The organism is Mesorhizobium sp. CNPSo 4661 (assembly GCF_057784215.1).
Map to the genome: position 1 here is coordinate 166,971 of NZ_JBWGIO010000005.1, position 26,673 is coordinate 193,643.

Here is a 26,673-nt window from a genome sequence, read left to right on the forward strand (position 1 = left end):
AGCGGTTCAGGCGCTGGAAACTAGGGCTACTATGAAAGAAATGACAAAGAAACAGATGGCTGATGCCGCAAGCAGGCATTGGAACGGGGACGGCAATCCGCTGGGGGCAAACTCCGAGATAGCCCGCAAGCTCAAGCAGTATTATGACGAGTTGGTCTCGGACCATGTCCCGGACCGTTTCGCTCAGTTGCTCAGCCAACTGGAACAGACCGAACCTGCCCAGAAAAAGGACTGAGGCATGGCGGCGGTATCCCAGAGCTTCAAGACCGAGCTGCTCGGTGCGATCCCGAGCCTGCGGGCCTTTGCCGTGTCGCTGACGCAGAATGCCGACCGGGCCGACGATCTCGTCCAGGAAACGCTGGTCAAGGCGTGGGACAAGCATGAAAGCTTCCAGCCAGGCACCAATCTGAAGGCCTGGCTGTTCACCATCCTGCGCAACGAATTCTATTCGCAGATGCGCAAGCGCGGCCGCGAGGTGCAGGACAGCGACGGCATCATGACGGCCAGGCTTGCCGTTCATCCGGCTCAGCATGGCCAGCTCGACCTCAAGGATTTCCGCGGCGCGCTCGAGCAACTGCCCGAGGATCAGCGCGAGGCCATCATCCTGATCGGCGCTTCCGGCTTCTCCTATGAAGAAGCCGCCGAGATCTGCGGCTGCGCGGTCGGCACGATCAAGAGCCGCGTCAGCCGGGCGCGCGCCAGGCTGCAGGAGATCCTCAAGATTTCCGGAGAGGACGAGTTCGGCCCCGACGCGATCTCTGCGCAGGTGACAGGTTCGAACGCAGCCTAGAGCAATTCCAAGAAAAGTGCGCAGCGGTTTTCTGTCCAGAATTGCGCAAGGAGTGAGAGCAGTTCAGCGATTCTATCAAACGCTGAACTGCTCTAAGCCGATCGCCAACGCTACCGATTGCAAGGATGGCCTCAGGCCGGGGCGACGCGGCCGCAGGCGATCGCCACGGCTTCGATCAGATCGTCGCCCGAGTAGGGCTTGGTGACCAGCCGGATGTCCGGGAACGAGCCCTTGATCTCGTCCGAATCCGAATAGCCCGAGGCGAACACGAACGGCACGCCCTCGCTGCGCAGCCGCGCGGCGAAATCCAAGGTCGAGACGCCACCGAGCATCAGATCGACCACCGCCGCGTCGAAGTTCGCAGGCAGCGCCTGCCCATCGATCTCGCCGAGCTCGCGCATGATCGTCACATCCGCGGCGCCGTGGTCGCGGCAAAGCTGCTCGACATCCATCGCGATCAGGAACTCGTCTTCGAGGACGAGAATGCGCAATCCGTCAAGCAATGCTGTCACTATCGATGTCTCCTTGGCAGGGGCGCACTGATGCGCGGAATCCATCACGATGTCATTTAAAAAAGACATGGGCGTGACGCTCCGCGGAACCCCTGCCTCTCTCGAACGTTTCCATGCGCCCATAAGGGCAGGGATTTCGAAGAGGGGTCGAAATGTCCAGCCAAAGCGCACGTCCGGCTGCCAGTCGTCAATATCCTTGCGAGAAGTGCCCGCTGCGGCCGTTGCCTGCCTTTCGCGAGTTCGACAAGCAGGAGTTGTCATTTATCAGCACCTTCAAGCGTGGCGAGCTCGCCGTCGACAAAGGCGCGACAGTCCTCGTCGAAGGCAGCCACAGCGCGCATCTCTACACCGTGCTGTCGGGCTGGGCGTTCCGCTACAAGCTTTTGTCCGACGGACGCCGGCAGATCCTCAATTTTTCCATGCCTGGCGACCTCATTGGCCTGCAGGGAAGCCTGATGGGTGAGATGCAGCATTCGGTCGAGGCCTTGTCGCCGATGCTGCTATGCGTCTTTGAACGCGACCAGTTGCAGGAGCTCTATCGCAACCATCCCGGCCTTGCCTATGACATCACCTGGATCGCATCGCGCGAGGAACGCATGCTGGACGAGAACCTGCTCAGCATCGGCCGCCGCACCGCGCTCGAACGAGCGGCCTATCTCATCGCCTTCATCGCCAGCCGCGCGCGCAGCGCCGGGCTCAACGGCAAGACGCCGGTGCAGATCCCGATCACGCAACAGCACATCGCCGACACGCTCGGCCTTTCGCTGGTCCATACCAACAAGACGATCCGCAAGCTGATGGATCGCAAGCTTGTCATGTGGCGGGATGGCGGCTGCGAGGTGATCGACTATGACGGACTGAAGAAGCTTGCCCGATGGGAGGGGCTTGGTGAAGAACGCCGACCGCTGATCTAGGCCTGACCTGAATCCCAACATCCTCTACAGTGCTTGGGCGGCCAGGCCCGGAACCATGGCGCTGAACGGGCGTTGAAACCAACGCAAACGCAAGGAGTTAGAGAATGGCAACCGCCGCAGGCAAATCCGCAACGGACCAAGCAACCACCGCCGATCTCGAAGCCGATATCGAGCAGCTGAAGGCGGACATCCAGAAACTCACCGAGCAACTCGCCAGGACCGGTCAGCACGGCTATGGCGCAGCCCGTCGCGCCGCGCAGGACGGCGTCGAGCAATTGCGCGCGCAGGGCGAAGCCGCGTTCGAGAGCATGCGCGGAAGTGCCGAGGACATCGAAGCGCAGCTGATAGCCAAAGTGCGCGAGAAGCCGGTGACGTCGCTGGCGATCGCGGCCGGCGTCGGCTTCCTCTTCGCCCTGCTTTCGCGCCGCTAGCCGCAGATGGGGGCGCTTGTCTCGCTGATCTCGGCCCTCGTCTCCGGCGAGGCCATGGCCGCTGTGCACAGGGCTCGGACGACGGCAATCCTTTACGGACTTGCCGCCGTTTTTGCCCTGTGCGGTGTCGGCTTCCTCATCGGCGCCGCCTATATCTGGCTGGCGGCGCGTTATGGACCGCTGGCGACCAGTCTTGGCTTCGGCATCGGCTTCCTGGTGCTTGCCGGGCTCGTCCTTGTCATTCACAAGCTGACGACCAGCATGCGCAGCAGGCGGCGCGCGCGGCGGCGGCAGGCCGACATGACCGCGCTGGGCGTTACCGCGGCGCTTGCCCTGCTACCGGCGCTCGCCAAGAGCAAGGGCGGGTTGGGCGCCGCCGTCATCGCGCCCGCCCTGGCGGTCGTCGCCTACGCCATCTATCGCGAGAACACCAGGCCACCAAAGCCGGACCCGGAGGAGATGCCGTAAGCGGTTCGGTCACGCACGGACCGTCCACGTCAAGGACGGCTCCAGCGGCACCGACATCCCGGCGAAGACGCCGCCGGGATGGGAGAATTCGTGGCCGACATCGCGGTCGATGACCTCGGCGGGGCGGTGGTTCGGGATAGAGCCAAAGCACGATCGCCGCATGCTGCTTGAACGTGCTCCCCCGACGCGGAACCTTCCCGAACAGGGCCCGTTACCGCCATGTCGCAGCTGAAGCCCGCCGCCGTGCAGCATGGAGGCCTATCGTGACCAAGATCGTACCCGAAGACAAAGCACGCCAGGGACATTGGGGCTGGCATGCGCTCAGGATCCTCATCGCCGGGCTCCTGCTCGCCTTCATCGCGTGGGGGGCGGTCGAGATTTACGGCGAGCTGATCAAATCGCCGACGACGCAGCAGACCGTACCGCAAGCGCCGCCCGCGGCGCAGAAATCCGTCCAGGGCGGTTGATTTCCGCATCACGCCGCCTTTGCCTGCGCATTGCTTGACGGGACGAGCACCTTCAGCGCGCCCGGGTGAATCTCGATCGTGGTTTCGCGCTCCAGCCTGATCAGTTCGCCATCCAGCACCGCGCTGAATTTCCTGGTGGGCGAACGGATTTTCAGCACGACCTTGCCAGCCTGATGAACTTCGACATGCGCGCTCTGGCGCAGCCTGCCGCGCAGCATGTCCAGCAACAGCTTCGCCAGATGATGACGCCGGCGCGCGACGCTGACATAGATGCCGAGCACGCCGCCGGCCGGATTGTCGGCATAGGGCAGGTGGCCTTCGCCGAACAGATTATTGGAGATGCCGATGCCGGTCGTGCGGGTGACGATCTCGGCCTCTCCGACGCTGAGGCTTACCTTCAATGCCGGCGGGTTCTTGATCGCCGCCCATGCCGCGCGCACGGATGCCTGCATCTTCCCAAGGCGCGAGCCGAAATCCATTTTCTCGCGCAACTGAACCATCTTGGCATGCATACCGACGGAGAACTGATGCACGAAGGGCCGGCCGTTGGCGCTGGCCATATCGACGGCGATGACCTCGCCATCGGCGAAGGACTGCAGCGCCGCCTCGAGTGTCTGCGGAATGCCCAGGCCCCGCGCGAAAAGGTTCATCGTACCGGCGGGCAAGATGGCCAGGGCCTTCTTCTTGTTCATCAGGAGGGACGCCGCGGTGGAAATGGTGCCGTCGCCGCCTCCGGCAAGAACGACATCGATGTTTCGCCTGGCGATGGCCTTTTCCAGCGCCGCGGCGATGTCGCGGCCGGCAACGATATCGACCTCGACCGAATGTCCCGCCGCTTCGAGCGTCTGACGCAGCTGTTCGGAAAATGCCTCAACGTCGATGGTGCGGAGCGTGCCGCCGTCCTGGTTCAGCACCGCAGCAAACCGCATACGCCACTCCATATCACCTTCGGGCCGGTTGAGCCGACAGACCTCCTCAGCCGCAAGCCGGAACGAAGATGCCGCCGCAATGGTTCCACTACAGGGTCTAAACCAGGCACTCGTGAACGCGTCGTGGTCGGAACAACACTCCGGTCACAACGTTGTGAACCTGTCGATACTGCCGCTCCCGACCCGCCGATCAGAGGCTGGCCGAGGGAGCGTCATGCACACAGATCAGGCACGAGGAGAGACCATGATGATCCGCACTCTTTTTGCAACGACCGCGATCGCGACGCTGCTCGCGACCGGCGCTTTTGCACAGACGACGCCCGCTCCGGCTCAACAGGCCCCGGCAGCCGAAAATCCGGCTCCGGTCATGCGCTCGGACGGCGCGCTCATGACCAACATCATCGGCGAGTCCGTCTACAACGGCACCGGCGACGACGCCCAGAACATCGGTAAGGTCGATGATGTCGTCTTCGATGCCGGCGGCAAGGCCAAGTCGGCCATAATCGGGGTCGGCGGGTTCCTTGGCGTCGGCAAGAAGGACGTCGCCTTCGATTACAGCAAGCTGGAATGGGCCGAGAAGAACGGCGACCGCTGGCTGGTCGCCAAGTCGACCAAAGACGAGTTGAGCGCTTTGCCGGCATTCGACCGCAAGCCGTATGATCCGGCACCGGCGCAGTCGGCCGACGCTACGCAGCCCGCCAACAACACGACGACAACCCAGGCCCCGGCGGCCGCACCGGTGAAGAAGGCGGATGGCAACCTCGCCAGCAACATCATGGGCGAGTCGGTCTATAACGGCACCGCTGACGACGCCCAGAAGATCGGCGACGTGAAGGATATCGTGCTCGCCAAGGACGGCAAGGCCGAGTCGCTGGTGATCGGCGTCGGCGGCTTCCTCGGCATCGGCACGAAGAACGTCGCCTACGACTTCGCCAAGGCCAAGTGGGCGGAGAAGAACGGCGACCGCTGGCTGGTGGCCGAGACGACGAAGGAGCAGTTGCAGGCCCAGCCCGAGTTCAACCGCAAGGCCTATGATCCAGCGCCGGGCTCGACGACGGCCGCGAACAACGCCCCCGCGGCGACCACGCCCGCGGTGGTGTCTTCGGATACGACCTCCGATAAGGGAGCGAAGCCGGCAGAGCCCGCCAAGTCGACGGCCGAGACCAAGCCTGCGGCGCCGGCTACGGCCACGGCTGAAAACAAGCCAGCCGACACCAGCGCCACCGACCAGACCAAGACCGCCTCCATCGACAAGTCGACGCTGACCGAGATGCCGATGGGCGATATTCGCGGCGGCGATTTGAAGGGCGCAACCGTCTATGGCGCGAATGACGCCAAGATCGGCGAGATCGGGGACGTGGTGCTGAAGGACAACAAGCCGGATGCGGTGATCATCGATGTCGGCGGCTTCCTCGGGATCGGCGCCAAGGAAGTGGCGCTCGGCATGGATAAGCTCAAATTCATGACCGACAAGAACGGCAAGAAATATCTCTACACCAACTTCACCAAGGAACAGCTGCAGGCGCAGACGGCCTATGACAAAGGCAGCTACGCCGAGAAGCGCGACCAGCAGAGGATGATTTTGAAATAGGGAGTGAGGGAGTAGGGGAGTAGGGGAGTAGGGGAGTAAGGAAGTATGGTTTGACGAGTGCCGTCGCGGCGCTTCGTCCCTACTCCCTACTCCCTACTCCCTACTCCCAGCGACATACCCGACCACGCCATCCTCCGTCAGCTCCGCCAATGCCAGCGACCGATCGAGATGCGCGGCGCGCCAGGCGAGCATGTCCTCGGCGAATTCGAGCCGCGTCGGCAGATAGGCCGGGTCGTTCGCCACGTTGTTCAGCTCTCCCGGGTCCTTCGACAGGTCGAAGAGAAGCGGCGGCAGGCCGCCGCCGAAATGGACATATTTGAAGTCCGCCGTGCGGATGACGGCGAGGTTGCAGGCGCTCGATCCGATACCGAAATGGCGTTCGGCTTCGCCTTTGGCGACCGTGCGGAAATCAAACTCCCAATGCGCGGCGTCGCGCCAGCTCTCCGGTCTCTTGCCCTCGATCCAGGGCGCGAGCGAACGGCCGTCGAGATGGCGCTGCGGCGCGGCGCCGATCAGGTCGAGCAAGGTCGGGAAGATGTCGACAGCCTCGGTGAAGCGGTCCACGGCCGCGCCAGCCGCGGCTCTGCGGCGCGGATCGCGGATGATCAGTGGGATATGATAGCTGGCGTCGAAGAAGCCGCCCTTGCCGAGCATGAAATGATCGCCCATCATCTCGGCGTGGTCGGAGGTCAACACGATCACGGTGTCGTCCCAGGCGCCCGCTGATTTGATCGCCTGCCAGATGCGGCCAAGTTGCGCGTCGACCTCGGAGATCATGCCGTAATAGATCGCGCGGATTAAGCGGAAGTTCTCCTCGCTCCAGTCCGGCACGTTGCCTTCGATGCCGGGAACGAATTTTGTGCGCTTCTGCCGGTCGAGATCATAGGCGAGATAGGGGTGGCTTTCCGCTTCGGTCCGCCAGCTTGCAGCGCGCCGGAAGGCCGGACCGTCGCCTGGATCATACATGGTGTTGTAGGGTTCCGGCACGATGAAGGGCGGGTGCGGGCTGATGAAGGAGATATGCGCGAACCACGGCGCGCCTTTCTCCTGCTCGCCGAGCCAGCGGATGAATTCGCCAGCGAGGAAAGCGGTCGGCGTCTGCTCCTTCGAATAGACCGGCGGCGCGTTGGTCACGTCCCCTTCCGTCTGTCCCTTGGCCGGGCGATGGATGCCGGGGCTGCCGGCGCCGGTGTCAATGCCCTGTGCCTTGAGCCATGACAGCCATTGCTTCTGATGCTCGGGCAGGGCCTGCCTAACGGTGAAGCCCGGCAACACGCCCTCGTAGCTGCGCAGGCGCGGATCCTCGGCCACAAGCTGGCGCGGATCGAGCGAGACATCGGTGTAGCCGAACAGGGTGGGATCGTAGCCCGCCGCGCGTGCCGAAAGCGCGATGTTGCCATGGCGCGCATCGAGCGGCGTGCCATTGCCGCAGACGCGGTTGTTCATCTGGTAGAGCCCGGTATAGAGGCTCGCGCGGGCGGGAGAACAGGGTGCTGCCCCGCCATAGTGACGCCGGAAAAGCACGCCTTCGGCGGCTAAAGCGTCCACATTCGGCGTCTGCACCAGCGGATGGCCGGCCGCCGACAGGCAGTCGCCACGCCACTGGTCGCAGGTGATGAGGAGAACATTCGGGCGGCTCGTCGGATTGTCCAAGATCGTTTCCTTGTGGAAGCGCCCAGATGGAACGGAAATCACCGGCGTTGCAAGTCGATGCCTGTGATGGATTGGTGAACAAATTTTGAACAGTCGTTCACTTTTATGACACAGTCCATTCTGTGTTTGCCCGCTTTGCCGCGGGCCCGCCTATCCTCATATTGGCGTGGACAGCGGCGAGGGCCGCACAAGGACAAGGAAGGAGCAACATCATGCTCGATCAGATCAAGGGCCTGCATCACGTCACCTCTATGGCGAGCGACGCACGCCGCAACAATGAGTTCTTCACGAAGAAGCTCGGCCTGCGCCGGGTGAAGAAGACCGTCAATTTCGACGCGCCGGACGTCTACCATCTCTACTATGCCGACGAGGTCGGCACGCCGGGTTCGGTGATGACCTATTTTCCGTTCCCCGATATCGGCAAGGGCCGGCATGGCGTCGGCGAGGTCGGCACCACGGTGTTCTCGGTACCGGAAGGCACGCTGGCCTATTGGGAAAAGCGCTTCGCCGACGACGGCGTGGGCAATGTCGCCCGCACGGATAGCTTTGGCGAGAAGCGGCTTACCTTCACCGGTCCCGACGGCGACAGTTTCGCGCTGGTCGAGGACAAGGCCGACAAGAGAGCGCCCTGGGTCAAGGGCGGGGTTCCAGGCGACGAGGCGATCCGCGGCTTTCATTCGGTCTCGCTCCGGCTGAAGGACGGAGGCGCCACCGAGGAGCTGTTGAAGTTCATGGGCTATGAGGAGGTCGACAAGTCCGGCAACATCCGCCGGATGGCGATCAAGAACGGCAATGGCGCCGATGTCGTCGACATCGAATCGCTGCCGGGCGCCGGCTTTGCCAATCTCGGCGCCGGCTCGGTGCACCACGTCGCCTTCGCGGTCGAGGATCGCGCCAAGCAGCTCGAGGTGCGCAAGGCGCTGGTCGACACGGGTTACGGCGTGACGCCGGTCATCGATCGTGATTACTTCTGGGCGATCTATTTCCGCACGCCGGGCGGCGTGCTGTTCGAGGTGGCCACCAACGAGCCGGGCTTCGACCGCGACGAGGACACCGCGCATCTCGGCGAGGCGCTGAAGCTGCCGATGCAGCATCAGCATCTGAGGCCTTACCTCGAAGAGCACCTGCAGAAGCTGGAAGGCTGAAGCCATGAGCAAGGACGCTTACATCCACAAGGTGCTGCCCGGTTCGCCGGGCAGCCCGCTGCTCTTCGTCTTCCACGGCACCGGCGCGGATGAGAACCAGCTTCTCGGTTTCGGCCGCGAGCTTGTGCCTTCGGCGACGATCATCTCGCCGCGCGGCGATGTCTCGGAGCAAGGTGCTGCCCGTTTCTTCCGCCGCACCGGCGAGGGCGTCTACGACATGGATGACCTGGCGCGCGCGACATCGAAGATGGCGGGCTTCGTCAAGGCGCATGTCGAGGCGGCGAAGCCTTCGGCGGTGCTCGGCCTCGGCTATTCCAACGGCGCCAACATCCTGGCTTCGGTGGTGTTTGCCGAGCCCAGCCTGTTCGATGCCGCGGCGCTGATGCATCCGCTGATCCCGTTCGAACCCCGCGTCCAGGGCAGCCTTGCCGGCCGCCATATCCTGATCACGGCCGGCAGGCGCGACCCGATCTGTCCGCCCAATTTGACGTCGCGGCTAGAGGCTTATTTGCGCGCCGACGGCGCCGATGTCACTGTGGAATGGCACGACGGCGGGCATGAGGTTCGGCCGAATGAAATCGAAGCGGCGCGGCGGCTGTTCGCGCTCGCGCCCGCTGAAGGAGGCAAGAACAATGGCTGACCAACTGCCCGAGATCGAACTTGAAGACCGCGGCTCCAAAGGGCGCTACGTGCTGCGCGGACCTGGCGGCGCCGAGGCTGAGATGACCTTCACCAAGATCGGCGAGCACCAGCTCATCATCGATCACACCGAGGTGCCGGATGTCTTTCGCGGCCAGGGCGCCGGGCTTCGGCTCGTCACCCGCGCGGTCGAGGATGCGCGCGCCGCCGGCAAGAAGATCATCCCACTCTGCCCCTTCGCCAACGCCCAGTTCCGGCGTCATCCGGAATGGGCGGATGTGCTGAAGCAGTAGCGCAGCGCTCCCTTCTCCCCTTGCGGGAGAAGGTGGATTGGCGCGCAGCGCCAAGACGGTTGAGGGGTGCTCCAGCGGAGTGAGACGCCGGCTTTCCCTGGAACACCCCTCATCCGTCGCCTTCGGCGACACCTTCTCCCACAAGGGGAGAAGGAAAAGCGCGCCTCTGACATTTGCACCGCCCGGCCATCTTGCCTAAGTTGACAGTTCGCTCGGACGAAACCTGTCGTCCCGCCTGTCACCGATTTGAATGGCTTCCCTGATGACCGATACCGACCTGATCCCCGTTTTCGACGGACATAACGACACGCTGCTTCGACTTTACCAGTCGAAGGAAGCCGACGTCGAAAAGCTGTTCATCGAGGGGACGCCGGGCGGCCATATCGACCTGCCGCGCGCCAGGAAGGGCGGCTTTGCGGGCGGCATGTTCGCGATCTTTCCGCCGCCGGTCGAAAAGTCGAAGCGCAGCGCGGTGCCGCCGGCGCCGAGCGACAACGAGCCGCTGCCGCCGGAACTGCCGCAGGCCGAGGCGATCACCTCGACCATCGGCATGGCCTCGATCCTGTTCCGGCTGGAGGGCGCGGGTGCACTCACCGTCTGCCGCAGCGCAGGCGATGTGCGGAACGCGATGGCCAAGGGCTCGATCGCGGCCGTGTTCCACATCGAAGGTGTCGAGGCGATCGATCCCGGGCTTGCCATGCTCGACGTGCTTTATGCCGCCGGGCTGCGTTCGCTGGGCATCGTCTGGAGCCGTCCGAACGCCTTCGGCAATGGTGTGCCGTTCCGCTTTCCGTCGTCGCCCGACACCGGGCCTGGCCTCACCGATGCCGGCAAGGCGCTGGTCAAGGCGTGCAACCAACTCAGGATCATGATCGACCTCTCGCATCTCAACGAGAAGGGTTTTCGCGATGTGGCCGAGCTCAGCGATGCGCCGCTGGTCGCCACCCATTCCAACGTGCATGCGATCTGCGGCCATTCGCGCAACCTGACTGACTGGCAGCTCGGCGCGATCCGCGAGTCGGGCGGCGTGGTCGGCCTCAACTTCGCCACCGGCTTCCTGCGCGAGGACGGCCGCATGAATGCCGACACCAGCATCGACATCATGGTGCGCCACATCGATTCGCTGCTGCAGGCTCTGGGCGAAGACGGCGTGGGTCTCGGCTCCGATTTCGACGGCGCCACGATCCCGGCCCCCATCGGCGACGTCGCCGGCCTGCCGAAGCTCATCGACGCGCTAGCGGCGCGCGGTTTCGGACGCGCGCTGATCGAGAAGATCGCTTATCGGAATTGGTTGAGCGTGCTTGAACGCACGATAGGTTAAGCGCGACTACTGGCCATAGCCCATGCGCTTCAGCCATTCCTTGCCGATGCCGCGGTCGCGGATGATCGGCAAGGGATTTTCCGCGTCGAGCCGGGCGCAGATGCGGTAGACCTCCAGCGTCTCGGCATTCATCTCGCTGCGCTTGAAGAAATACATCGCCGCCGCGTAGCGGGTGCGGCCGGACCACATCTCGCCGAGCGGCGTGTTGACGAGCTGCCACTGCTCGGCGGCTTCCGTTTCCGGGTCTTCCGCTTCGCTTGCCATGTCAGAAATCCGCCGGCGGGTTGGCGGTGCGGCGGTCGAGCTTGATGAAGGGCCGCGGCACCACCTTCGCCTTCTTCATCAGCTTCTGGTACTGCAGCTCGCGCATGGCGTAGATCTCGACCCAGAGGTCGTCGACGACCGTGTCGCCATAAGGCCGCTGCAGCGAGGCGAGCGCGATGTTGCGCTTGGCCATGGGCGACCACATCGCCGCGCTGACCAATCCGACCTCCTGGGTCTTGCGATAATAAACGATGGCATGTTCCGCCGGGATGTTGCCTTCGATCTCCAGCCCGACCAGCACGTGGCGCAGCCTCTTCTTCGAGCGGGCTTCGAGGATCGCGCGGCGGCCGTTGAAATGCCCTTTGTCCGGGTCGATCATGAAACCGAGGCCGATCTCGTCCGGCATGCGCAGGCGGTCGGTGCGGATGGCGTGCTCGGCAGCAGTGAAGTCGGCATTGGCTACGATCAGGCCAGCTTCGAGCCGGGCCCGGTTCAATGCCGTGTAGCCGATGGCGCGGACGCCGCGCAGCTCACCCGCCGCCATCAGCCGGTCCCACAGGCTCAGCGCCTTGTCCGCTGGCACGAACAGTTCGTAGCCGAGATCGCCGGTGAAGCCGGTGCGCGAGATGGTGACTTTGCCAGTTCCTTGGGGAGCGCCGTCATGCGCGAATTCGGCAAGGTCGAAGATTTTCAGCCGTTCGACGCCGGCAAAGCCCGCGTCGCGCAGGATGGCGAAGGAGGTCGGGCCTTGCAGCGCCAGTCCGGCGATCGCTTCGGTCTCTTCCTCGACGCTCACCTCATAGCCGATCGCGCTGTCAAGCAGCCAGGGCAGATGCCGCTCCTGCGAGCACAGCCGGAAGCGCGTCGGCGAGAGCCGGAACAGTGTGCCGTCGTCGAGTACGAAACCGTCGTCGCCGCACCAGGCGGTGTAGTGGACGCGGCCGGGCTTCAGCCTGGTCACGTCGCGCAGCGTAACGCGATCGAGATAGGCTTCGGCGTCCGGGCCCTCGATCCGGTACTTGGTCATCGGCGAGATGTCGAACAGCGCCGCCTGGCTGCGGATGGCGAAATACTCAAGCTCCTCGTCCCACAGCGAATGCGGCGCGCGGTATCCGGCCCAGCTGTACCAGTCCTGCTTCAGCCCCAGCGCGTCGATGCGCGGCTGGAACGGCGTACCGAGCCGCAGCGTGCGGAAGTGGGATTGCGCGAGGGTGCGGGCTGCGTCGATTTTCACATGACGATTCATGACGGCGTTCCTTCGCGCCCCTCTCTGTCCTGCCGGACATCTCCCCCTCTAGGGGGGAGATTGGCCGTCGCCTCGGCTTTCGCCAATCGCCAACGTTGCAGGAGGTAAGCCGGGCGCGCGGACAGCTGATCTCCCCCCAAGAGGGGGAGATGCCCGGCAGGGCAGAGAGGGGCGCCGTAGAGCGCGGCTTCAGCGATCTGCAAAAACATCCCTAGGCCCTCATCGCGATGATGCGGCGCGCAGCGTTTAGGCCGGGCCCGCCGGAAATGCCGCCGCCGGGATGCGAGCCGGCGCCGGCAAGGAAAAGCCCTTCGAGCGGCGTGTCGTAGCCCGACCAGCCGGAGACCGGTCGCGACATCAGCATCTGGTCGGCCTGCAATTCGCCATGGTGCCAGTGGCCGCCGGGCATGCGGTAGCGCGCCTCGATGTCGGCCGGCGTCAAAAGCTCGGCGTGGCGGACCGTCGCGCCGATGCCTGGCGCATGGGTTTCGAGCTGCGCCATGATTGCCTTGAGGAATTGCGGCTTGCCAGTGGCCCAGCCCTCTCTCAGCCCGTAGGGCGCGTATTGCACCACTGCCGACAGCACGCAGGTGCCGGTAGGCGCAAGCGATGGGTCGACGAGGCTGGGCAGCGTGATCTCCATCACCGGCTCGGACGAGAACTCACCATATTTCGACGGGTTGAAGGCGCGCTCGACATGGTCGGGCGATGGCGCAATGACGAGGCGCCCCTTGTGGCCGGCGGCATCGACGTCAGTGAATTGCGGCGGCCGGTCGAGCGCCAGATGGAGTTTTGCTGCGTCACCCTTCATGCGGATGTTCTTCATCTTGCGCACGAAGCCGGTATCGACCTCGCGCGGGCCGACGAGATCGAGGATCGTCGTGGCTGGATTGATGGCGGAAACGACGGTCTTGGCGCGCAGCGTCTCGCCGCTCTGCGTAACGACGCCGACGGCGCGGCCTTTGTCGACGATGACCTTGGCGACCGGCGAAGCCGGGCGGATCGAAACGCCCGCTTTCTCGGCCGCCGCGCGGATGGCGGCGACGACGGCGCCCATGCCGCCTTTGGGTTGGATCTGCGCGCCGGCCAGCCCCCCGATCTCACCGGCAAGCCGATAGTAGAGGCCGAGCAGCGAGGTCGGCGAGCGCGGTCCCAGATGCGAGCCCAGCGTCGCGTCGAAGGCAAGCAGGCCCTTCAGCCGGTCGTCCGAAAGCTGCTCGTCGAGCAGGTCGTAGACATTCATCAGAAGCACGCGCAGGAAGTCGCGCATGTCTTCCTTGCCGAGCCGCTTCAGGGCCAGCGCGGTCTGGCCGAGCCCGGTCAAGTCGGCGAGCGACATGTTGCCGAGGTCCGGCGGCCGGCGCGACAGGAAAGGCTTCAGCACGCCGGCATAGCGCAGCAGCTGCGCGCGCAATTCTTTCCACGCGGACTGCTCCGCCGAAGTTGCACCGGTCAGCACCTCGCCATAGGCGCCATGCAGCACGAGCGGACCGTCCTTCGACAGCGCGACCGACGGCACGAAATCGCCGCGCTCGACCGTTAGCCCGTGCCGCTCCAGCTCCAGCGTCTCCACCACATCGGGGTGCAGGCGGTTCAGCAGATGCGCGACCGCGGAGACGCGGAAACCCGGCGCGAATTCCTCGGTGCGCGCGGCGCCGCCGACCTCGCTGCCGGCTTCGAGCAGCAGCACCTTGCGGCCTGACTTCGCCAGCGTGGCGGCGGCGACGAGGCCGTTATGGCCGCCGCCGATGACGATGACGTCCCAGTTCAAATCAGATGACGTCATGGGCCGGGCTCATATGCAGGGTTGGCTTGGCGAGGTCGCGCAGGATCTCGGCGGCGGCGTTGCGTCCGGGCGCGCCCATGACGCCGCCGCCCGGATGGGTGGAGGAGCCGCACATATAGAGGCCACCTATCGGCGAACGATATTGCGCGTAGCCCGGCACCGGGCGGTTGAAGAGCAACTGGTCGAAGGTGAGCTCACCCTGGAAGATGTTGCCTTCGGTGAGGCCTACCTCGGCCTCGATCTCGCGCGGCGTGCGCACTTCGATGTGGACGATGCGGTCGCGGAAACCGGGCGAATATTCGGCGATCTGGGAAATCACGCTTTCGGCGAAGCCGGCGCGGTCGGCGTCGGTCCAGTCGCGGCCATTTATCTTGGGCGGCGCATATTGCACGAAGCAGCTCATGAAATGCTTGCCCGGCGGCGCCATGGTCGGGTCGAGCGTGGTCGGGATCATCATGTCGAGGAAGGGGTCGGCCGACCAGCGCCCGGCCTTCCAGTCGTCATAGGCGCGCTCCATGCGCTCGATGGAATCGGTGAAGTGCATGTCGGCGCGGTAGACTGGCGAATCCTTGGGCAGAGCCGGGAACTCGGGCAGAGAATCCAGCGCAATGTTGACCTTGCCGGAGGAGCCGCGGATTTTGAAATTGCGGACACGGCGCAGGAAGATGTCGGGCAATTCCTTTTCCTCGACCAACTTCAGGAAGGTGCGCTTGACGTCGGCATTGGAGATGACGAGCTTGCTGTAGATCTCCTCGCCGCCGGCAAGCACGACGCCCTTGGCCTTGCCGTTCCTGATCAGCACATGGTCGACCTCGGCGCCGATGCGGATGGTGCCACCGCTAGCCTTGAAGGAGGCGGCAAGCGCCCTGGTGACGGCGCCCATGCCGCCGCGCGCATAACCCCAGGCGCCGACCGAGCCATCGACCTCGCCCATATAATGGTGCAGCAGCACATAGGCTGTGCCGGGCGACATCGGCCCAAGCGCCGTGCCGATGATGCCGGAAAGCGCGAAATTCGCCTTGATGACGTCGGTCTCGAAATACTCGTCGAGGAAGTCGGAGATCGACATCGTCCAGAAGCGCAGGGTCAGCGCCATCTCCTCGGCGGTTAAGCCGGCGAATTTCCTGCCGAGATAGAGCAGCTCGCCGAGGTCGCGCGGCTTGAGGCTGGTCGGGTCGGGCGCCGTGCGCATCAACAGCGGCTGGATGAAGCGGCACTGTCTGGTGACGTCGCGCGAATAGCGGTCATAGGCTTCGGCGTCGCGCTTCGAAAAGCGTGCGAACTCGCGGCGATGCGCGTCATGGTCGCGGTAGTTGGCGAGGTAGTCGCCGTCGCGCGTGAACACCGCGCCGCCTTCATAGGAGATCACCTGCAGGCCGAAGCGCGGCAGTTCCAGGTCGCGCATGATCTCGGGCCGGAACAGCGAGCAGACATAGGAGCAGTTCGAATAGAGGAAGCCCGGCGTCAACTCGCGACTGGTGGCCGCGCCGCCGACCCAGTCATTCTTCTCGACCACCAGCACATCCAGGCCAGCGCGCTGCAGATAGCAGGCGTTGACCAGGCCGTTATGGCCGCCGCCGATGACGATCGCGTCCCATGCCTTCATGCGCGCCGAACCTCCATCCGGTTGCCCTATCGTCTTGTTTCCACGCAATTCCGGACGGAAAGTTACGGCGAAGTGGCCGAACCTAACCGCTTCACGCTTTTTCCTGGGATTGCTCGGTGCTTTTTGTTCCCCGATTGCGCGAATTTGGCACGGATCACAGTTTTTTGTCCAGTCATATTGAATGAATGTTCAACAAATGGTGTTGCGTTTTCCCGTTGATGCGCTAGGCTTTGCCAGCATTCTGACTGATCCACGTCGGCATTTGGGGTTGAGGATCCGATGATCGGGACGGCTGACGCCGAGCCGGAATATGACGACACCGCCATCCGCTTCCTCGAAGCGCTGTGGGGCGAGGGCTACCTGTCGCCGGGCGGTCCGGACGAGGTCGACCGGGTGGTCGAAGGCCTCTCGCTCAAGGGCAAGACGATCCTCGATATCGGCTGCGGCGCCGGCGGCATCACGCTGCATCTGGCCGCGCGGCATGGTGCGGCCAGGGCCACTGGCTTCGACGTCGAGAGGCCGGTGATCGAGACGGCGAGGCGGGGGGCGGTCCGGCAAGGTCTCGAGAATCGCGTCAGCTTCGTCCAGGCGCCGCCGGGGCCGCTGCCCTTCGCGGACGCGTCCTTCGACGTCGTCTTCTCCAAGGACGCGCTGCTGCATGTGCCGGACAAGGACGCGCTGTTCGCCGAGATCTTTCGGGTGCTGAAGCCCGGCGGGGTGTTCGCGGCGTCGAACTGGATGATCGGGCATGACGGCGAACCGTCGCCTCAGATGAAGGCCTATGTCGCGGCCGAAGGTCTCTCCTTCGCCATGGCCTCGCCGGCGCGCTATGCCGAAGCCATGCGCCGCGCCGGCTTCAGCGAGATCACGGTGCGCGACCGCAATCCCTGGTACCGTGAGGTCGCGCGAGAAGAGCTCGCCCGCCTCAAGGGACCGCTTTACGCGCAGGCCGCGGCAGCGGTCGGCGCGGCCTATGTCGACAAGAACATCAAGACCTGGGAGGCGATGCAGAAGGTGCTTGACAGTGGCGAGCACCGCCCCACTCATCTGCGCGGTTGGAAGCCGGTTGGATAGCCGGCGATGCTGGAGACCGTCACCCTTATGAAGACAGCAGATGCCACCGACAACGTCGCTGAATCGGGACGAAAAGGCGACGCCGAAAAGCGCGGCCGCAAGGCCTCGAAAGAGGTCAGGCAGCTGCAGCTGATCGAGGCGACGATCGATTCACTGGCCAAGCGCGGCTATGCCGAAACGACGATGGCGGACGTGGCCGATGGCGCGGGCCTGTCGCGCGGCATCGTCAACTTCCATTTCGAGAGCAAGGAAAAACTGCTGATCGCCACGCTGCAGCACATGTATGACGAGTATTCGGCGCATTGGCGCACAGCCTTGCAGAAGGCGGGCAACGATCCGGCGCGTCAGCTGCAGCATCTGGTGTGGGCGGATTTCGACCGCTCGATCTGCAACAAGCGCAAGCTCGCCGCATGGCTTGCCTTCTGGGGCGAGGCCAAGTCGCGGCCGACCTACCAGGCGCTGAGCAGCTCGCGCGACGCCTATTACCAGCAGGTCTTCATCGACCTCTGCACGACGCTCAAACAGAGCGGCGGCTACGCCTACGACCCTCAGGTCATCGCCCTGGCGCTCAGCGCCATGCTCGAAGGCCTGTGGCTGCGGCTGATGATGGGAACGGAGGATACGACCCGCGAAACAGCCCTGCAGTCGGCCAACGCATTCTTGGCCGCCGCCTTTCCGAAACACTATGCTAGCAAAAGATGGGGCTAGCAAAAGATGGGGCTAGCAAAAGCCGGGGTTAGCAACAGCCGGCCAAACAAGACCGGCAAAAACCAAAAGAGGATGGAACAGAATGAAGAAACTCAGCCGACGCCTGACACTGACATTGGCGCTTGGGAGCGCGATCGCGGCTTCGGCAGCAGCGTTCGCCGTCGCTGCCGACAAGGACCTGATCGTGTTCGACTGGTCCGGTTATGAGGATCCGAGCTTCCATGGCAAATATGTCGAGAAGAACGGCGCCTCGCCGACCTTCGCCTTCTTCGGCGACGAGGACGAGGCGTTCGAGAAGATCCGCTCCGGCTTCAAGTCCGATCTCGGCCATCCTTGTTCGCAGAGCGTGGTGAAATGGCGCGAGGCCGGGTTGCTGCAGCCGCTCGACACCTCGAAGATCGCCGGCTGGAAGGACCTCAACCCCGGCATCATGGCGATGAAGGATCTCGCCACGACGCCCGACGGCAAGGCCTGGTTCATGCCGTGGGACTGGGGCGATACCCAGCTCACCTACAATTCCGACAAGATCGCCGAAAAGGACGTGCAGTCGCTGAAGGTGTTCGCCGATCCGAAATATAAGGGAAGGGTGTCGATCGGCGACAATGTCGATGACGCCTATGCGCTGGCCAGCCTCGCCATCGGGCTGAAGGACTGGACCAAGATGACGGACGAACAGTTCAAGCAGGCGTCCGACTTCCTGCGCCAGGTGCACAAGAATGTGCGCTCCTACTGGACCGATACCACCGACATCGTGCAGTTGCTCTCCGGCGGCGAGGTCGATCTCGCCTGGGCCTGGAACGACGCGACGGTGCAGTCGGTCAAGGCCGGCGTGCCGATCAAGTCCAAGAAGGACACCGAGGAGGGCATGTCGACCTGGGTATGCGGTTACGTGCTGTTCAAGGACGCGCCGGGCAATATCGACAAGGCCTATGACTATCTCAACGCGGTCAACGACCCCGAAGTCGCCAAGACGCTGGTCAAGGACTGGGGCTACGGCCAGGCCAACGCCAAGGGCATGGCCGGCGTCGATCCGGCTATCCTGAAGGAAAAGGGCTACGACAATGTGGAGAAATGGGTCGACAAGACACTGTTCCAGCAGCCGCTGCCCTCGGAGCTCAAGCTCAAGATGATCGCCGAGTTCGAGAAGATCAAAGCCGGCTATTGAGCCTTGTGTTGGCGGTTGGCCAGGGCCTCGTTCCAGAGGCGGAGTTGCCCGTGACCCGCCTGCATGCATCCTCTTCCCGTGTTCGCGACGGGGAGAGTCGGTGCCGAGTTCAGCCATGTGACTTCGAGTCGGGCTCGCCAACGGCTTTGAATCCTCCTACCTTCCGCCAGTATTCGTGAAGACCAAGGCCGGCTATTGAGCAGCATCATCGAAAGAACCGACGTCGTCATCGTCGGCGCCGGCTTCACAGGACTGTCGGCCGCGCTCGATCTTCGGCGCGCCGGCATCGATTTCCTCTTGCTGGAGGCGCGCGACCGCGTCGGCGGCAGGGTGGAGGCCGTCCGCAACGGGCTCGGCGAGCGTATCGACAGCGGCGGCCAGTTCCTGTGCGTGGACATGCCCGAAGTGATGGCGCTGGCCAAGGCCCACGGCAAGGCCTTCGTCGAGACCTATGTCGACGGCGAATTCATCACCCATCCGTCGTTGACGCCGGCGCGGGCGGAGCGCACCTACCATGTCTCGATGGCCATCCGCGAGCGTATGAACCGGATCGATCCGGACGATCCGGCCATTGCCGGGCTGACCGTTGCCGATTGGCTGGGGCGCCAGGACGATGAGCCCGATGCCAAGGCCGCTTTCCGTTCGCTGGTCGAGGGCCTGTGGTGCCTGGCGGCGGACAAGGTGCCGCTCTGGTACCTGATCGACAATGATCGCCGCATCACCAACGAGGTGTTCGAGCTGCAGTATTTTCTGGGCGACACCATGCAATCGCTGGCCGAGGACCTGGCCGGCGAACTCGGCGACCGGGTGCGGCTGAACGAAGCGGTGACGCGTGTCGAACGTGGGCCGCAAGGCGTCCGCATCAGCACTGTTGCCGGCGTGATCGAAGCGCGCGACGTCCTGGTCGCGCTGCCGCCGGCGACAGCCGCGAAGCTCGATTTCGCGCCTGCCCTGCCGGCAGAGCTCGCAGGCGCGCTCGGCGTCTGGGAAAGCGGCGCGGTGATCAAGATCCTGGTGCGCTACGCCGAGCCGTTCTGGCGCGAGCAGGGCCTGTGCGGCATGGTGATGTGGCGCGACCTGCCGGGGCTGTTCGCCTGCGACGGCAGCAAGGATGCCGACCATGCCGCGCTTGTCGTCTTTGTCGGCGGGCCGCTGGCGCTGCGCTGGCATCCGCTCGACGAGGCGGCGTTGCAGGCGGAAATCACTGCCAGGCTTGTTCAGGCGCTCGGCCCGCGGGCGGCCGACGTCGTCGATTTCAGCGCGCGCGACTGGACGCATGATCGTTGGAGCGGCGGTGCCTATAGCGACCTTATCGTCGACGTGACGGCACGCAATGCCGAGCGCGTCATCCTTGCCGGCGCGCCGCCGGTCTATTTCGCTGCTTCGGAAGTCTCGCCGTCTTTCCCGGGCTATGTCGAGGGCGCGATCGTCGCCGGCCGCATCGCGGCTGCGAAGATTCAGTCGGCCATCGCGACCAGCGCCTCGGGATCGTAGGCGAGGCGGATCGGCGCGCCGACCGGAATGTCGTCGGCGCCGAAATCGTTGGTCTCGGTCACCGAAAGCGGCTTTTCCAGTCCGGAGATCTCGACGATCAGATGCGTGATCTCACCGAAATAGTGACGCTCGACAACCTTGCCCGCGACCTCGAACTTCGCCGAGGCGTTGTCCCATAAAACACGCAGCCGCTCCGGCCGTATGCCAAGCGTGGCCGCGCCGCCATTGCGCACGAAAGCCCTCGGCTTATCGGTCTTGACGCGGCCGAAGCCCAGCGTGTCGAGCACCAGGGAAGCGCCGTTCTCCTCGACGATCTCGGCTTTGACGAAGTTCATGCCGCCGAGGAAATCGGCGACCTGGCGGTTGACCGGGCGCTGGTAGATTTCTTTCGGCGAGGCGACCTGCGCGATGCGGCCGCCGAACATGACGGCGATGCGGTCCGACATGGCGAGCGCCTCATACTGGTCGTGCGTGACCAGCACGAAGGTGATGCCGACCGCCTGCTGCAGGCGGCGCAGTTCGACCTGCATCTGCTCGCGCAGCTTCTTGTCCAGCGCCGAAAGCGGCTCGTCGAGCAGCAGCACCTTGGGCCGCATGACCAGCGCGCGGGCCAAAGCCACGCGCTGGCGCTGGCCGCCGGAAAGCTCGGTGGCGCGACGCTTGCCGAGGCCGGTCAGCGACACTTGCGCCAGCGCTTCCTCGACGCGGCGCTTCTCCTCGCCGGCGCCGAGCTTCAGTCGCTTCAGCCCATAGGCGACATTCTGCTCGACATCGAGATGCGGGAAGATCGCGTAGCTCTGGAAGACCATGTTGGTCGGCCGGCGGTTGGCGGGGATGCCGTCCATCGGCTGGCCGTCGACGGCGATGGAGCCGCTGGTCGGCGTGTCGAAGCCGGCGATCATGCGCAAAAGCGTGGTCTTGCCGCAACCGGAAGGCCCGAGCAGCGAGAAGAATTCGCCCTCCCTGATCGCCAGCGAGGCATTGTCCAGCGCTTTGAACGATCCGTAGCTGCGCGTGACGTCGCGGATCTCGATCATGGTGCGGTCCGATTGCGTGCGCTCGGATTGGACCCGCTCAAGCATAGAGGCCTTCCTCGTTCTGGGTGCGTCTCGCCGCGCGGCGGCGCAGGATTTCGGCAATCGTCATCAGCAGGAAGGACGCGAACAACAGCAAGGTGCCGAGCGCCAGCACGCCGGGAAGCTTGGCCGAGAAGCGCAGCTGGCCCCAGATGTAGATCGGCAGTGTCGCCTCGGTGCCGGTGAGGAAAAAGGCGATGATGAATTCATCCAGCGAGATGGTGAAGCAGACGAGCAGGCTGGAGATGATCGCCGGCGCCACCATCGGCAGAGTCACCCGCCGGAAGGTGCCGAAGGCGCTCTCGCCGAGATCGGCGGAGGCTTCCTCGAGGCTGCGGTCGAAACCTTCGAAGCCGGAGGTCAGCACGGTCATCGAATAGGGGATGCAGACCAGCACATGGCCGAGCACGACGGTGAACAGCGACAGGCTGAGGCCGAGCTGCAGCATGACCAGCAGCATCGAGATAGCGACGATCACTTCGGGAAGCACCAGCGGCGCCATGATCAGCCCGTTGATGGCACGGCGTCCCGGGTAACGGTAGCGGGTGATGGAGCGGGCGGCGAGGATGCCCAGCACCGTCGACAGGATCGAGGCGGAGACGCCGACGATCAGGCTGTTCCAGGTGGCGTCGATCAGCGCCGGTGTGCGCGGCAAGTCCTCATACCAGTGCAGCGTGACGCCCGAGAGCGGGAATTTCGGCGTCGCTGCCGTATTGATCGAGAAGATCGGCAGGAAGATCACCGGCAGATAGAGGAAAAGCAGATAGAGGATGGCGTAACTCGACAGCCAGCCGGGCAGGAAACGTCTTATCGCCGTCATCGTGCCAGCCTCTGCAGGGCGCGGAAGACCAGCACCGAGGCGCCGGCCATCAGCGAGACGATGATCATGGTGGTGACGGAGAGCGCGGCACCCAGGGGCCAGTTCGACGCCTTGCCAAACTGCGCCTGGATTGCGTTGGCGATCATCACGCCGTCCTTGCCGCCGACCAGCTTGGGCGTGACATAGTCGCCGACCGTCGGGATCATGACGATGAGCGCCGCCGAGATGACGCCGGGCGCCGACAGCGGCAGTGTGATGCGCAGGAAGGAGCGCAGCGGCCCGTCGCCGAGGTCGGTAGCCGCCTCGACCAGGGTACGGTCGACCTTCTCCAGCGAAACGAAGATCGGCAGGATGGCGAAGGTCGCCCAGGCATGCGTCAGCGTGATGATGACGGCGGTGGAATTGTAAAGCAGAGCCGTCGACGGCTCGTCGATGATGCCGAGGCCCATCAGGCCGGAATTGAGCACGCCATTATAGCCAAGGATCACCTTCCACGACATCACGCGCAGCAGATAGCTGGTCCAGAACGGGATGGTGATGAGGAACAGCCACAGGCTCTTGTGGCGGCCGCCATGGAAGGAAATGAAATAGGCGATCGGGTAGGCAAGCGCCACGGTCAGCAGGCTGACCGTCAGCGAGATGTAGAGCGAGCGCCAGAGCAGGTCGCGGTAGATCGGCTCGGTCAGCGCGATCCGGTAGTTCTCCAGCGTGAATGTGTGGTCGATGGTGAGATAGTTCTGCGTCCAGAAGGAATGCGCGATGACGACCAGGATCGGCAGGACGAGAAGAATAAGGGCATAAACGAAGGTCGGACTGATCAGGGCAAAGCCCTGGACGGCTTCCGATTGCAGAAGGGGACTTCGTCTCGATCCCGCCACGCGCAGCGGGGGCGACCTTTCCGCCGCCGCCGTCATTGCAGCGCTCCGGGCGTGATCTCAGTAGCTGGCTCGGACTGTCCCGCCATGCGGCCTTCCCATTCGCTCACGCCGACTGCCCGTTCCCATTTTATGCGTGGAGCGCGTGGCTCCGTAGGCTTGCCGGCTTTCTTTAATGAAGAGCGCATCCGCTGATTGAAATCAAGCGCTATTTCTGCAATATTGATTGAACGGATATTCAAAATGAAGTGATGAAAAGCCGAATTTCCACGGTTTTCCACGTCGTTTGATACCCGGCGAAAATTCAGCAATCCTGGCAATGCGAGGCGAAGATGGCGGCTCAAAGCAAGATCAAGGCAGGCGAACTCATCGAGCCCGGCGATAGCGATGTGGTCGAGCTCGCCAAGCGCCATCTCGTGCAGCCCTGGCCCTATGCCGGCTCGGTCGGCAACGAGGCGCGCGCGCTGATCGGCGAGGGCGACGGCATCTACATCACCGACGGTTCCGGCAAGCGCCTGATCGACGGCCCGGCCGGCATGTGGTGCATCAATCTCGGCCATCGCCGCGAGGAGCTGGCCAAGGTGATGTACGACCAGGCGATGGCGCTCTCCTACAACACGCCCTGGTACACGATGAACGCGCCCTCGGCCGAGCTTGCCCGGCGCATCGCCGATGCCGCACCCGGCGACCTCAGCCACACCTTCTTCACAACCGGCGGCTCTTCGGCGGTGGAGACGGCGCTGCGCTTCATGCAGTTCTACAACAATGTGCGCGGACGGCCGGAGAAGAAGCTTATCCTCAGCCGCGGCGGCGCCTATCACGGCTCGACCTATCTGTCGGCCTCGCTCAACGGGCGTCCGCGCGACCGCGACTGGATGGACGGCGCCGACGAGCTGGTGGTGAAGCTGTCCTCGCCCGATCCGTTCCGGCGCCCGAAAGGCATGAGCATCGCCGCCTTCTCCGATTTCCTTGTCGACCAGTTCCGCGACACGATCGCGCGTGTCGGCGCCGACCGGATCGGCGCCTTTATCGGCGAGCCGGTGCAGGCTTCCGGAGGCGTCGTCGTGCCGCCCGACGGGTATCTGAAGCGCATCCGCGAGATCTGCCGCGACAACGATATCCTCTATGTCTCGGACGAGGTGGTGACCGGCTTCGGGCGGCTCGGCCGCGTCTTTGCCTCGGGCGACGTGTTCGGTATCGACCCGGACATGATCACCTTCGCCAAGGGCGTCACATCGGGCTATTTCCCGCTCGGCGGCGTCATCATCTCGGAGCGGCTGCTGGAAGAGCTGCGCCGCTCCAACCACCCGGATGCGCTGTTCGGCCATGGGCTGACCTACACCAGCCATCCGATCGGCTGCGCGGTGGCGCTCGCGAATCTCGACCTGCTGGAAGAGGGCGTGCTTGCCCATACGCGCGAGATCGCGCCCTATTTCCAGGCGCGGCTGAAGACGCTGGAGGAGCTGCCGCTGGTCGGCGAGGTGCGCGGCTTGGGCCTGATGGCTTGCGTCGAATGCGTCGCCGATCGCGAAAGCAAGGATCCGCTGCAGCTCGACAAGAATGTCGGCAAACGCATCGACGCGCATTGCCACGAGCTCGGCCTTCTGGTGCGGCCGCTGATCAACATGTGCGTGATGTCGCCGCCGCTGATCATCACCAAAGAGCAGGTCGACGACATGGTGGCGATCCTGCGCGAAGGCATTTCTCGGACCATGGATGATTTGCGGAAGGAAGGGGTCTGGCGGGGATGAGAGCGCTCCTCTCCCCGTTCAACGGGGAGAGGATGCCGGCAGGCAGGTGAGGGGCAGCGCCGGCTTGCGAGATTTGGTCCAGCGCGCCAGGCCGCAGCCAATAGCAAGCCGCTGGCGCCGCCCCTCATCCGCCCTTCGGGCACCTTCTCCCCGTGGAACGGGGAGAAGGAAGAGGGCTACCCCCTCGACCGCAGCGCGTCGTTCAATCCCCACATGTCCTTTTCCTCGGGCGCCGTCTCGAGGTTCAGCACCGGGACCTGCTTGCGCAGATGGTCGTGGTGGGTGCGCACGCCATATTCGAGGTCGGAGAGATAAAAACCCTCGAAAGCTTCCGACAGCATGGATTCGTTCGACCACACGGAAAGCTGGACGTCCTCGCTCATCGTGTCGCGGTCGATACGGTAGGCGAGGTAGCGCGCCGCCGCCTGCTCGCGCGTCTCGTCCCTGTATCGGTAGATGGCGCCGCGCAGCAGCGTCTCGCCGGTCGACAGCGGGAACTCCTGATAGAACTGGACGGATTCCGGCATGATCGACAGCGCGTTGTTGGGGAAGATGCCGTAATAGATCCAGGCCTTGCGCAGATGCTCCGGCAGATGCGTCGGCTCGGGCGAGAGCTTGATGTACTGGTTGACACTCCAGCGCCGACCGGCATGTGGATTGTAGGTCGCGAAGGAGCGCGACACGCCGTTGATGAAAGGCTCGTCGAAATAGGTCGCGCCATAGAGGTCCTGCAGCGCCGGATGCGCCATGGCGACGTGATAGCCTTCATTGTCGACGTCGCGTACCGACTTCCAGTTGACCGGCGATTTCTGGGTCCAGATGCCCCAGGACGGCACCATGTCGGCGATGTTGTAATGCGCCATCTCGGCTTCGATCGGCTTCAAGAGCTCGGCCACCGAAGGCTGCGGGCCGCCTTTGCGGAAGCGGATGAAGATGAAGCCCATCCAGATTTCGAGGTCGAGCGGCATCAGCCCGAATTCGGTCTTGTCGAGCTCGGGGAAGGAGCGCGGACGGGCGGCACCTCGTAGCGTGCCGTCGAGATTGTAGACCCAGCCATGGAACGGGCACACCAGCGCGTTCTTGCAGGTGCCCTGGCTGTCGGCGACGACGCGGCTGCCGCGATGGCGGCACATGTTGTTGAAGGCGCGCACGACGCCGTCCCTGCCGCGCACGATCAGCGCGCGCTCGCCGATGACGTCCATGGTCAGATAGTCACCGGAATTGGGCACGTCGGAGACATGGCCGGCGATCTGCCAGTGATTGCGGAAGACGTGTTCCTTCTCGAGCTCGAGAAGGGCGTTGGAATGGTAACTCCACCCCGGCAAACCCCGCCGGTCCCAACCGTTGGGGATCGCCACGTCACGGAGGTGCGGGTTCATGGGAATGCTCTTCTTTTTGTTGAATACTCATTCAACATAGACATATTTTTCTTTGAAATGCAATGGCTTGCGGAAATTCGGAAATTCCGTGACGGCAAGTTCGTCTCCGCCGGAGCCGGAAAAATCCCGGAAAATCCGGGTGTTAATCGAGGAAGCGGAACAGCGGTTTGCGAGCGCCGACACCTGCCTCGGAGAGGGCATGTCTCGATTGATCTCGAGCGTGCTGCAGACAACGGCGGGGCGCTCGATTTCAGGCATTTCTGTGTGAGGCTGTTT

The 26,673-nt window shown here is 64.0% G+C and carries 29 protein-coding genes; 16 read left to right on the top strand and 13 right to left on the bottom strand.

Features of this window, described 5'->3' with window-relative positions:
* The first annotated feature begins 31 nt into the window (after positions 1 to 31).
* Both AC0YKC_RS09295 and AC0YKC_RS09300 read left to right on the top strand, forming a co-directional pair.
* Positions 32 to 235 (top strand): NepR family anti-sigma factor, encoded by a 204-nt coding sequence (locus tag AC0YKC_RS09295; protein ID WP_320296575.1) that lies wholly within the window; start codon positions 32 to 34, stop codon positions 233 to 235.
* A 3-nt stretch (positions 236 to 238) separates the two neighbouring features.
* Complete coding sequence (locus AC0YKC_RS09300) at positions 239 to 790, top strand: RNA polymerase sigma factor (RefSeq protein ID WP_040985057.1); 552 nt, start codon at positions 239 to 241, stop codon at positions 788 to 790.
* Positions 791 to 921: 131 nt separating this feature from the next.
* Here AC0YKC_RS09300 and AC0YKC_RS09305 read toward each other — a convergent pair whose 3' ends face one another.
* A complete protein-coding gene (locus AC0YKC_RS09305; protein WP_320296576.1) occupies positions 922 to 1,302 on the bottom strand; it encodes a response regulator in 381 nt (126 codons plus the stop codon).
* A gap of 152 nt (positions 1,303 to 1,454) precedes the next feature.
* Here AC0YKC_RS09305 and AC0YKC_RS09310 point away from each other — a divergent pair, with 152 nt between their 5' ends.
* From AC0YKC_RS09310 to AC0YKC_RS09325, 4 genes are all read left to right on the top strand, one after another.
* Entirely contained in the window at positions 1,455 to 2,216 is a 762-nt protein-coding gene (locus AC0YKC_RS09310; protein ID WP_320296577.1) for a Crp/Fnr family transcriptional regulator, read from the top strand.
* Between the two features lie 104 nt (positions 2,217 to 2,320).
* Positions 2,321 to 2,647, top strand: coding sequence for an ElaB/YgaM/YqjD family protein (locus AC0YKC_RS09315; protein ID WP_320296578.1), 327 nt, complete (start codon positions 2,321 to 2,323; stop codon positions 2,645 to 2,647).
* A 6-nt stretch (positions 2,648 to 2,653) separates the two neighbouring features.
* Positions 2,654 to 3,115 carry a hypothetical protein gene (locus AC0YKC_RS09320; RefSeq protein WP_434724266.1) on the top strand — a complete coding sequence of 154 codons (462 nt, stop codon included), beginning with the start codon at positions 2,654 to 2,656 and terminating at the stop codon, positions 3,113 to 3,115.
* 263 nt (positions 3,116 to 3,378) lie between these two features.
* Positions 3,379 to 3,582: a hypothetical protein gene (locus AC0YKC_RS09325; RefSeq protein ID WP_320296581.1), complete on the top strand. Its 204-nt coding sequence runs from the start codon at positions 3,379 to 3,381 to the stop codon at positions 3,580 to 3,582.
* A gap of 8 nt (positions 3,583 to 3,590) precedes the next feature.
* On the opposite strand, the gene AC0YKC_RS09330 is transcribed toward AC0YKC_RS09325, so the two are convergent.
* Entirely contained in the window at positions 3,591 to 4,511 is a 921-nt protein-coding gene (locus tag AC0YKC_RS09330) for a diacylglycerol/lipid kinase family protein (RefSeq protein WP_320296582.1), read from the bottom strand.
* 247 nt (positions 4,512 to 4,758) lie between these two features.
* On the opposite strand from AC0YKC_RS09330, the gene AC0YKC_RS09335 reads away from it, so the two are divergent.
* Positions 4,759 to 6,102 (top strand): PRC-barrel domain-containing protein, encoded by a 1,344-nt coding sequence (locus AC0YKC_RS09335; RefSeq protein ID WP_488510968.1) that lies wholly within the window; start codon positions 4,759 to 4,761, stop codon positions 6,100 to 6,102.
* Between the two features lie 93 nt (positions 6,103 to 6,195).
* Here the strand turns inward: AC0YKC_RS09335 and AC0YKC_RS09340 are convergent, their stop codons facing one another.
* Positions 6,196 to 7,755, bottom strand: coding sequence for an alkaline phosphatase family protein (locus AC0YKC_RS09340; RefSeq protein ID WP_488510877.1), 1,560 nt, complete (start codon positions 7,753 to 7,755; stop codon positions 6,196 to 6,198).
* A 212-nt stretch (positions 7,756 to 7,967) separates the two neighbouring features.
* Here AC0YKC_RS09340 and AC0YKC_RS09345 point away from each other — a divergent pair, with 212 nt between their 5' ends.
* The 4 genes from AC0YKC_RS09345 (at position 7,968) to AC0YKC_RS09360 (ending at position 11,153) form a co-directional block, all read left to right on the top strand.
* The gene (locus tag AC0YKC_RS09345; RefSeq protein ID WP_434724261.1) at positions 7,968 to 8,900 is read left to right on the top strand and encodes a VOC family protein; all 933 of its coding nucleotides are present in this window, start codon (positions 7,968 to 7,970) and stop codon (positions 8,898 to 8,900) included.
* Positions 8,901 to 8,904: 4 nt separating this feature from the next.
* Positions 8,905 to 9,540 (top strand): alpha/beta hydrolase, encoded by a 636-nt coding sequence (locus AC0YKC_RS09350; protein ID WP_320296585.1) that lies wholly within the window; start codon positions 8,905 to 8,907, stop codon positions 9,538 to 9,540.
* Positions 9,533 to 9,832 (top strand): GNAT family N-acetyltransferase, encoded by a 300-nt coding sequence (locus AC0YKC_RS09355; RefSeq protein ID WP_027166574.1) that lies wholly within the window; start codon positions 9,533 to 9,535, stop codon positions 9,830 to 9,832. Before AC0YKC_RS09350 ends, AC0YKC_RS09355 begins: the two co-directional genes overlap by 8 nt.
* A gap of 262 nt (positions 9,833 to 10,094) precedes the next feature.
* Positions 10,095 to 11,153, top strand: coding sequence for a dipeptidase (locus AC0YKC_RS09360; RefSeq protein WP_488510878.1), 1,059 nt, complete (start codon positions 10,095 to 10,097; stop codon positions 11,151 to 11,153).
* Between the two features lie 6 nt (positions 11,154 to 11,159).
* Here the strand turns inward: AC0YKC_RS09360 and AC0YKC_RS09365 are convergent, their stop codons facing one another.
* The 4 genes from AC0YKC_RS09365 to AC0YKC_RS09380 form a co-directional block, all read right to left on the bottom strand.
* Complete coding sequence (locus AC0YKC_RS09365) at positions 11,160 to 11,417, bottom strand: hypothetical protein (protein ID WP_488510879.1); 258 nt, start codon at positions 11,415 to 11,417, stop codon at positions 11,160 to 11,162.
* Between the two features lies 1 nt (position 11,418).
* Positions 11,419 to 12,663 (bottom strand): aminomethyl transferase family protein, encoded by a 1,245-nt coding sequence (locus tag AC0YKC_RS09370; RefSeq protein WP_488510880.1) that lies wholly within the window; start codon positions 12,661 to 12,663, stop codon positions 11,419 to 11,421.
* A 211-nt stretch (positions 12,664 to 12,874) separates the two neighbouring features.
* Positions 12,875 to 14,449, bottom strand: coding sequence for a phytoene desaturase family protein (locus tag AC0YKC_RS09375; protein WP_488510881.1), 1,575 nt, complete (start codon positions 14,447 to 14,449; stop codon positions 12,875 to 12,877).
* Positions 14,436 to 16,055 carry a phytoene desaturase family protein gene (locus AC0YKC_RS09380; protein ID WP_488510882.1) on the bottom strand — a complete coding sequence of 540 codons (1,620 nt, stop codon included), beginning with the start codon at positions 16,053 to 16,055 and terminating at the stop codon, positions 14,436 to 14,438. The genes AC0YKC_RS09375 and AC0YKC_RS09380 overlap by 14 nt, the downstream gene beginning before the upstream one ends.
* A gap of 279 nt (positions 16,056 to 16,334) precedes the next feature.
* Between AC0YKC_RS09380 and AC0YKC_RS09385 the strand changes: the two genes are divergently transcribed.
* The 4 genes from AC0YKC_RS09385 (at position 16,335) to AC0YKC_RS09400 (ending at position 20,496) form a co-directional block, all read left to right on the top strand.
* Positions 16,335 to 17,129: a class I SAM-dependent methyltransferase gene (locus AC0YKC_RS09385; RefSeq protein ID WP_488510883.1), complete on the top strand. Its 795-nt coding sequence runs from the start codon at positions 16,335 to 16,337 to the stop codon at positions 17,127 to 17,129.
* Between the two features lie 6 nt (positions 17,130 to 17,135).
* Positions 17,136 to 17,837 carry a transcriptional regulator BetI gene (betI, locus tag AC0YKC_RS09390; protein ID WP_488510884.1) on the top strand — a complete coding sequence of 234 codons (702 nt, stop codon included), beginning with the start codon at positions 17,136 to 17,138 and terminating at the stop codon, positions 17,835 to 17,837.
* 82 nt (positions 17,838 to 17,919) lie between these two features.
* Positions 17,920 to 19,002, top strand: coding sequence for an ABC transporter substrate-binding protein (locus AC0YKC_RS09395; RefSeq protein WP_488510885.1), 1,083 nt, complete (start codon positions 17,920 to 17,922; stop codon positions 19,000 to 19,002).
* 195 nt (positions 19,003 to 19,197) lie between these two features.
* Positions 19,198 to 20,496, top strand: a complete 1,299-nt coding sequence (locus AC0YKC_RS09400; RefSeq protein ID WP_488510886.1) for a flavin monoamine oxidase family protein — start codon at positions 19,198 to 19,200, stop codon at positions 20,494 to 20,496.
* On the opposite strand, the gene AC0YKC_RS09405 is transcribed toward AC0YKC_RS09400, so the two are convergent.
* The 4 genes from AC0YKC_RS09405 to AC0YKC_RS09420 are packed head-to-tail and all read right to left on the bottom strand — an operon-like array spanning position 20,460 to position 23,611.
* Positions 20,460 to 21,533: an ABC transporter ATP-binding protein gene (locus AC0YKC_RS09405; protein ID WP_488510969.1), complete on the bottom strand. Its 1,074-nt coding sequence runs from the start codon at positions 21,531 to 21,533 to the stop codon at positions 20,460 to 20,462. The two genes, AC0YKC_RS09400 and AC0YKC_RS09405, sit on opposite strands and share 37 nt — an antisense overlap.
* Positions 21,534 to 21,570: 37 nt before the next feature.
* Positions 21,571 to 22,392 carry an ABC transporter permease gene (locus AC0YKC_RS09410; RefSeq protein ID WP_488510887.1) on the bottom strand — a complete coding sequence of 274 codons (822 nt, stop codon included), beginning with the start codon at positions 22,390 to 22,392 and terminating at the stop codon, positions 21,571 to 21,573.
* Positions 22,389 to 23,306 (bottom strand): ABC transporter permease, encoded by a 918-nt coding sequence (locus AC0YKC_RS09415; RefSeq protein ID WP_488510889.1) that lies wholly within the window; start codon positions 23,304 to 23,306, stop codon positions 22,389 to 22,391. The genes AC0YKC_RS09410 and AC0YKC_RS09415 overlap by 4 nt, the downstream gene beginning before the upstream one ends.
* Positions 23,303 to 23,611, bottom strand: coding sequence for a hypothetical protein (locus AC0YKC_RS09420; protein ID WP_488510890.1), 309 nt, complete (start codon positions 23,609 to 23,611; stop codon positions 23,303 to 23,305). Before AC0YKC_RS09420 ends, AC0YKC_RS09415 begins: the two co-directional genes overlap by 4 nt.
* Between AC0YKC_RS09420 and AC0YKC_RS09425 the strand changes: the two genes are divergently transcribed.
* Positions 23,600 to 25,018: an aminotransferase gene (locus AC0YKC_RS09425; RefSeq protein ID WP_488510891.1), complete on the top strand. Its 1,419-nt coding sequence runs from the start codon at positions 23,600 to 23,602 to the stop codon at positions 25,016 to 25,018. The genes AC0YKC_RS09420 and AC0YKC_RS09425 overlap by 12 nt on opposite strands.
* A gap of 176 nt (positions 25,019 to 25,194) precedes the next feature.
* Here the strand turns inward: AC0YKC_RS09425 and AC0YKC_RS09430 are convergent, their stop codons facing one another.
* Positions 25,195 to 26,397 (bottom strand): aromatic ring-hydroxylating oxygenase subunit alpha, encoded by a 1,203-nt coding sequence (locus AC0YKC_RS09430; RefSeq protein WP_320296598.1) that lies wholly within the window; start codon positions 26,395 to 26,397, stop codon positions 25,195 to 25,197.
* Between the two features lie 27 nt (positions 26,398 to 26,424).
* A complete protein-coding gene (locus tag AC0YKC_RS09435) occupies positions 26,425 to 26,655 on the bottom strand; it encodes a hypothetical protein (protein ID WP_488510892.1) in 231 nt (76 codons plus the stop codon).
* Positions 26,656 to 26,673 lie beyond the last annotated feature (18 nt).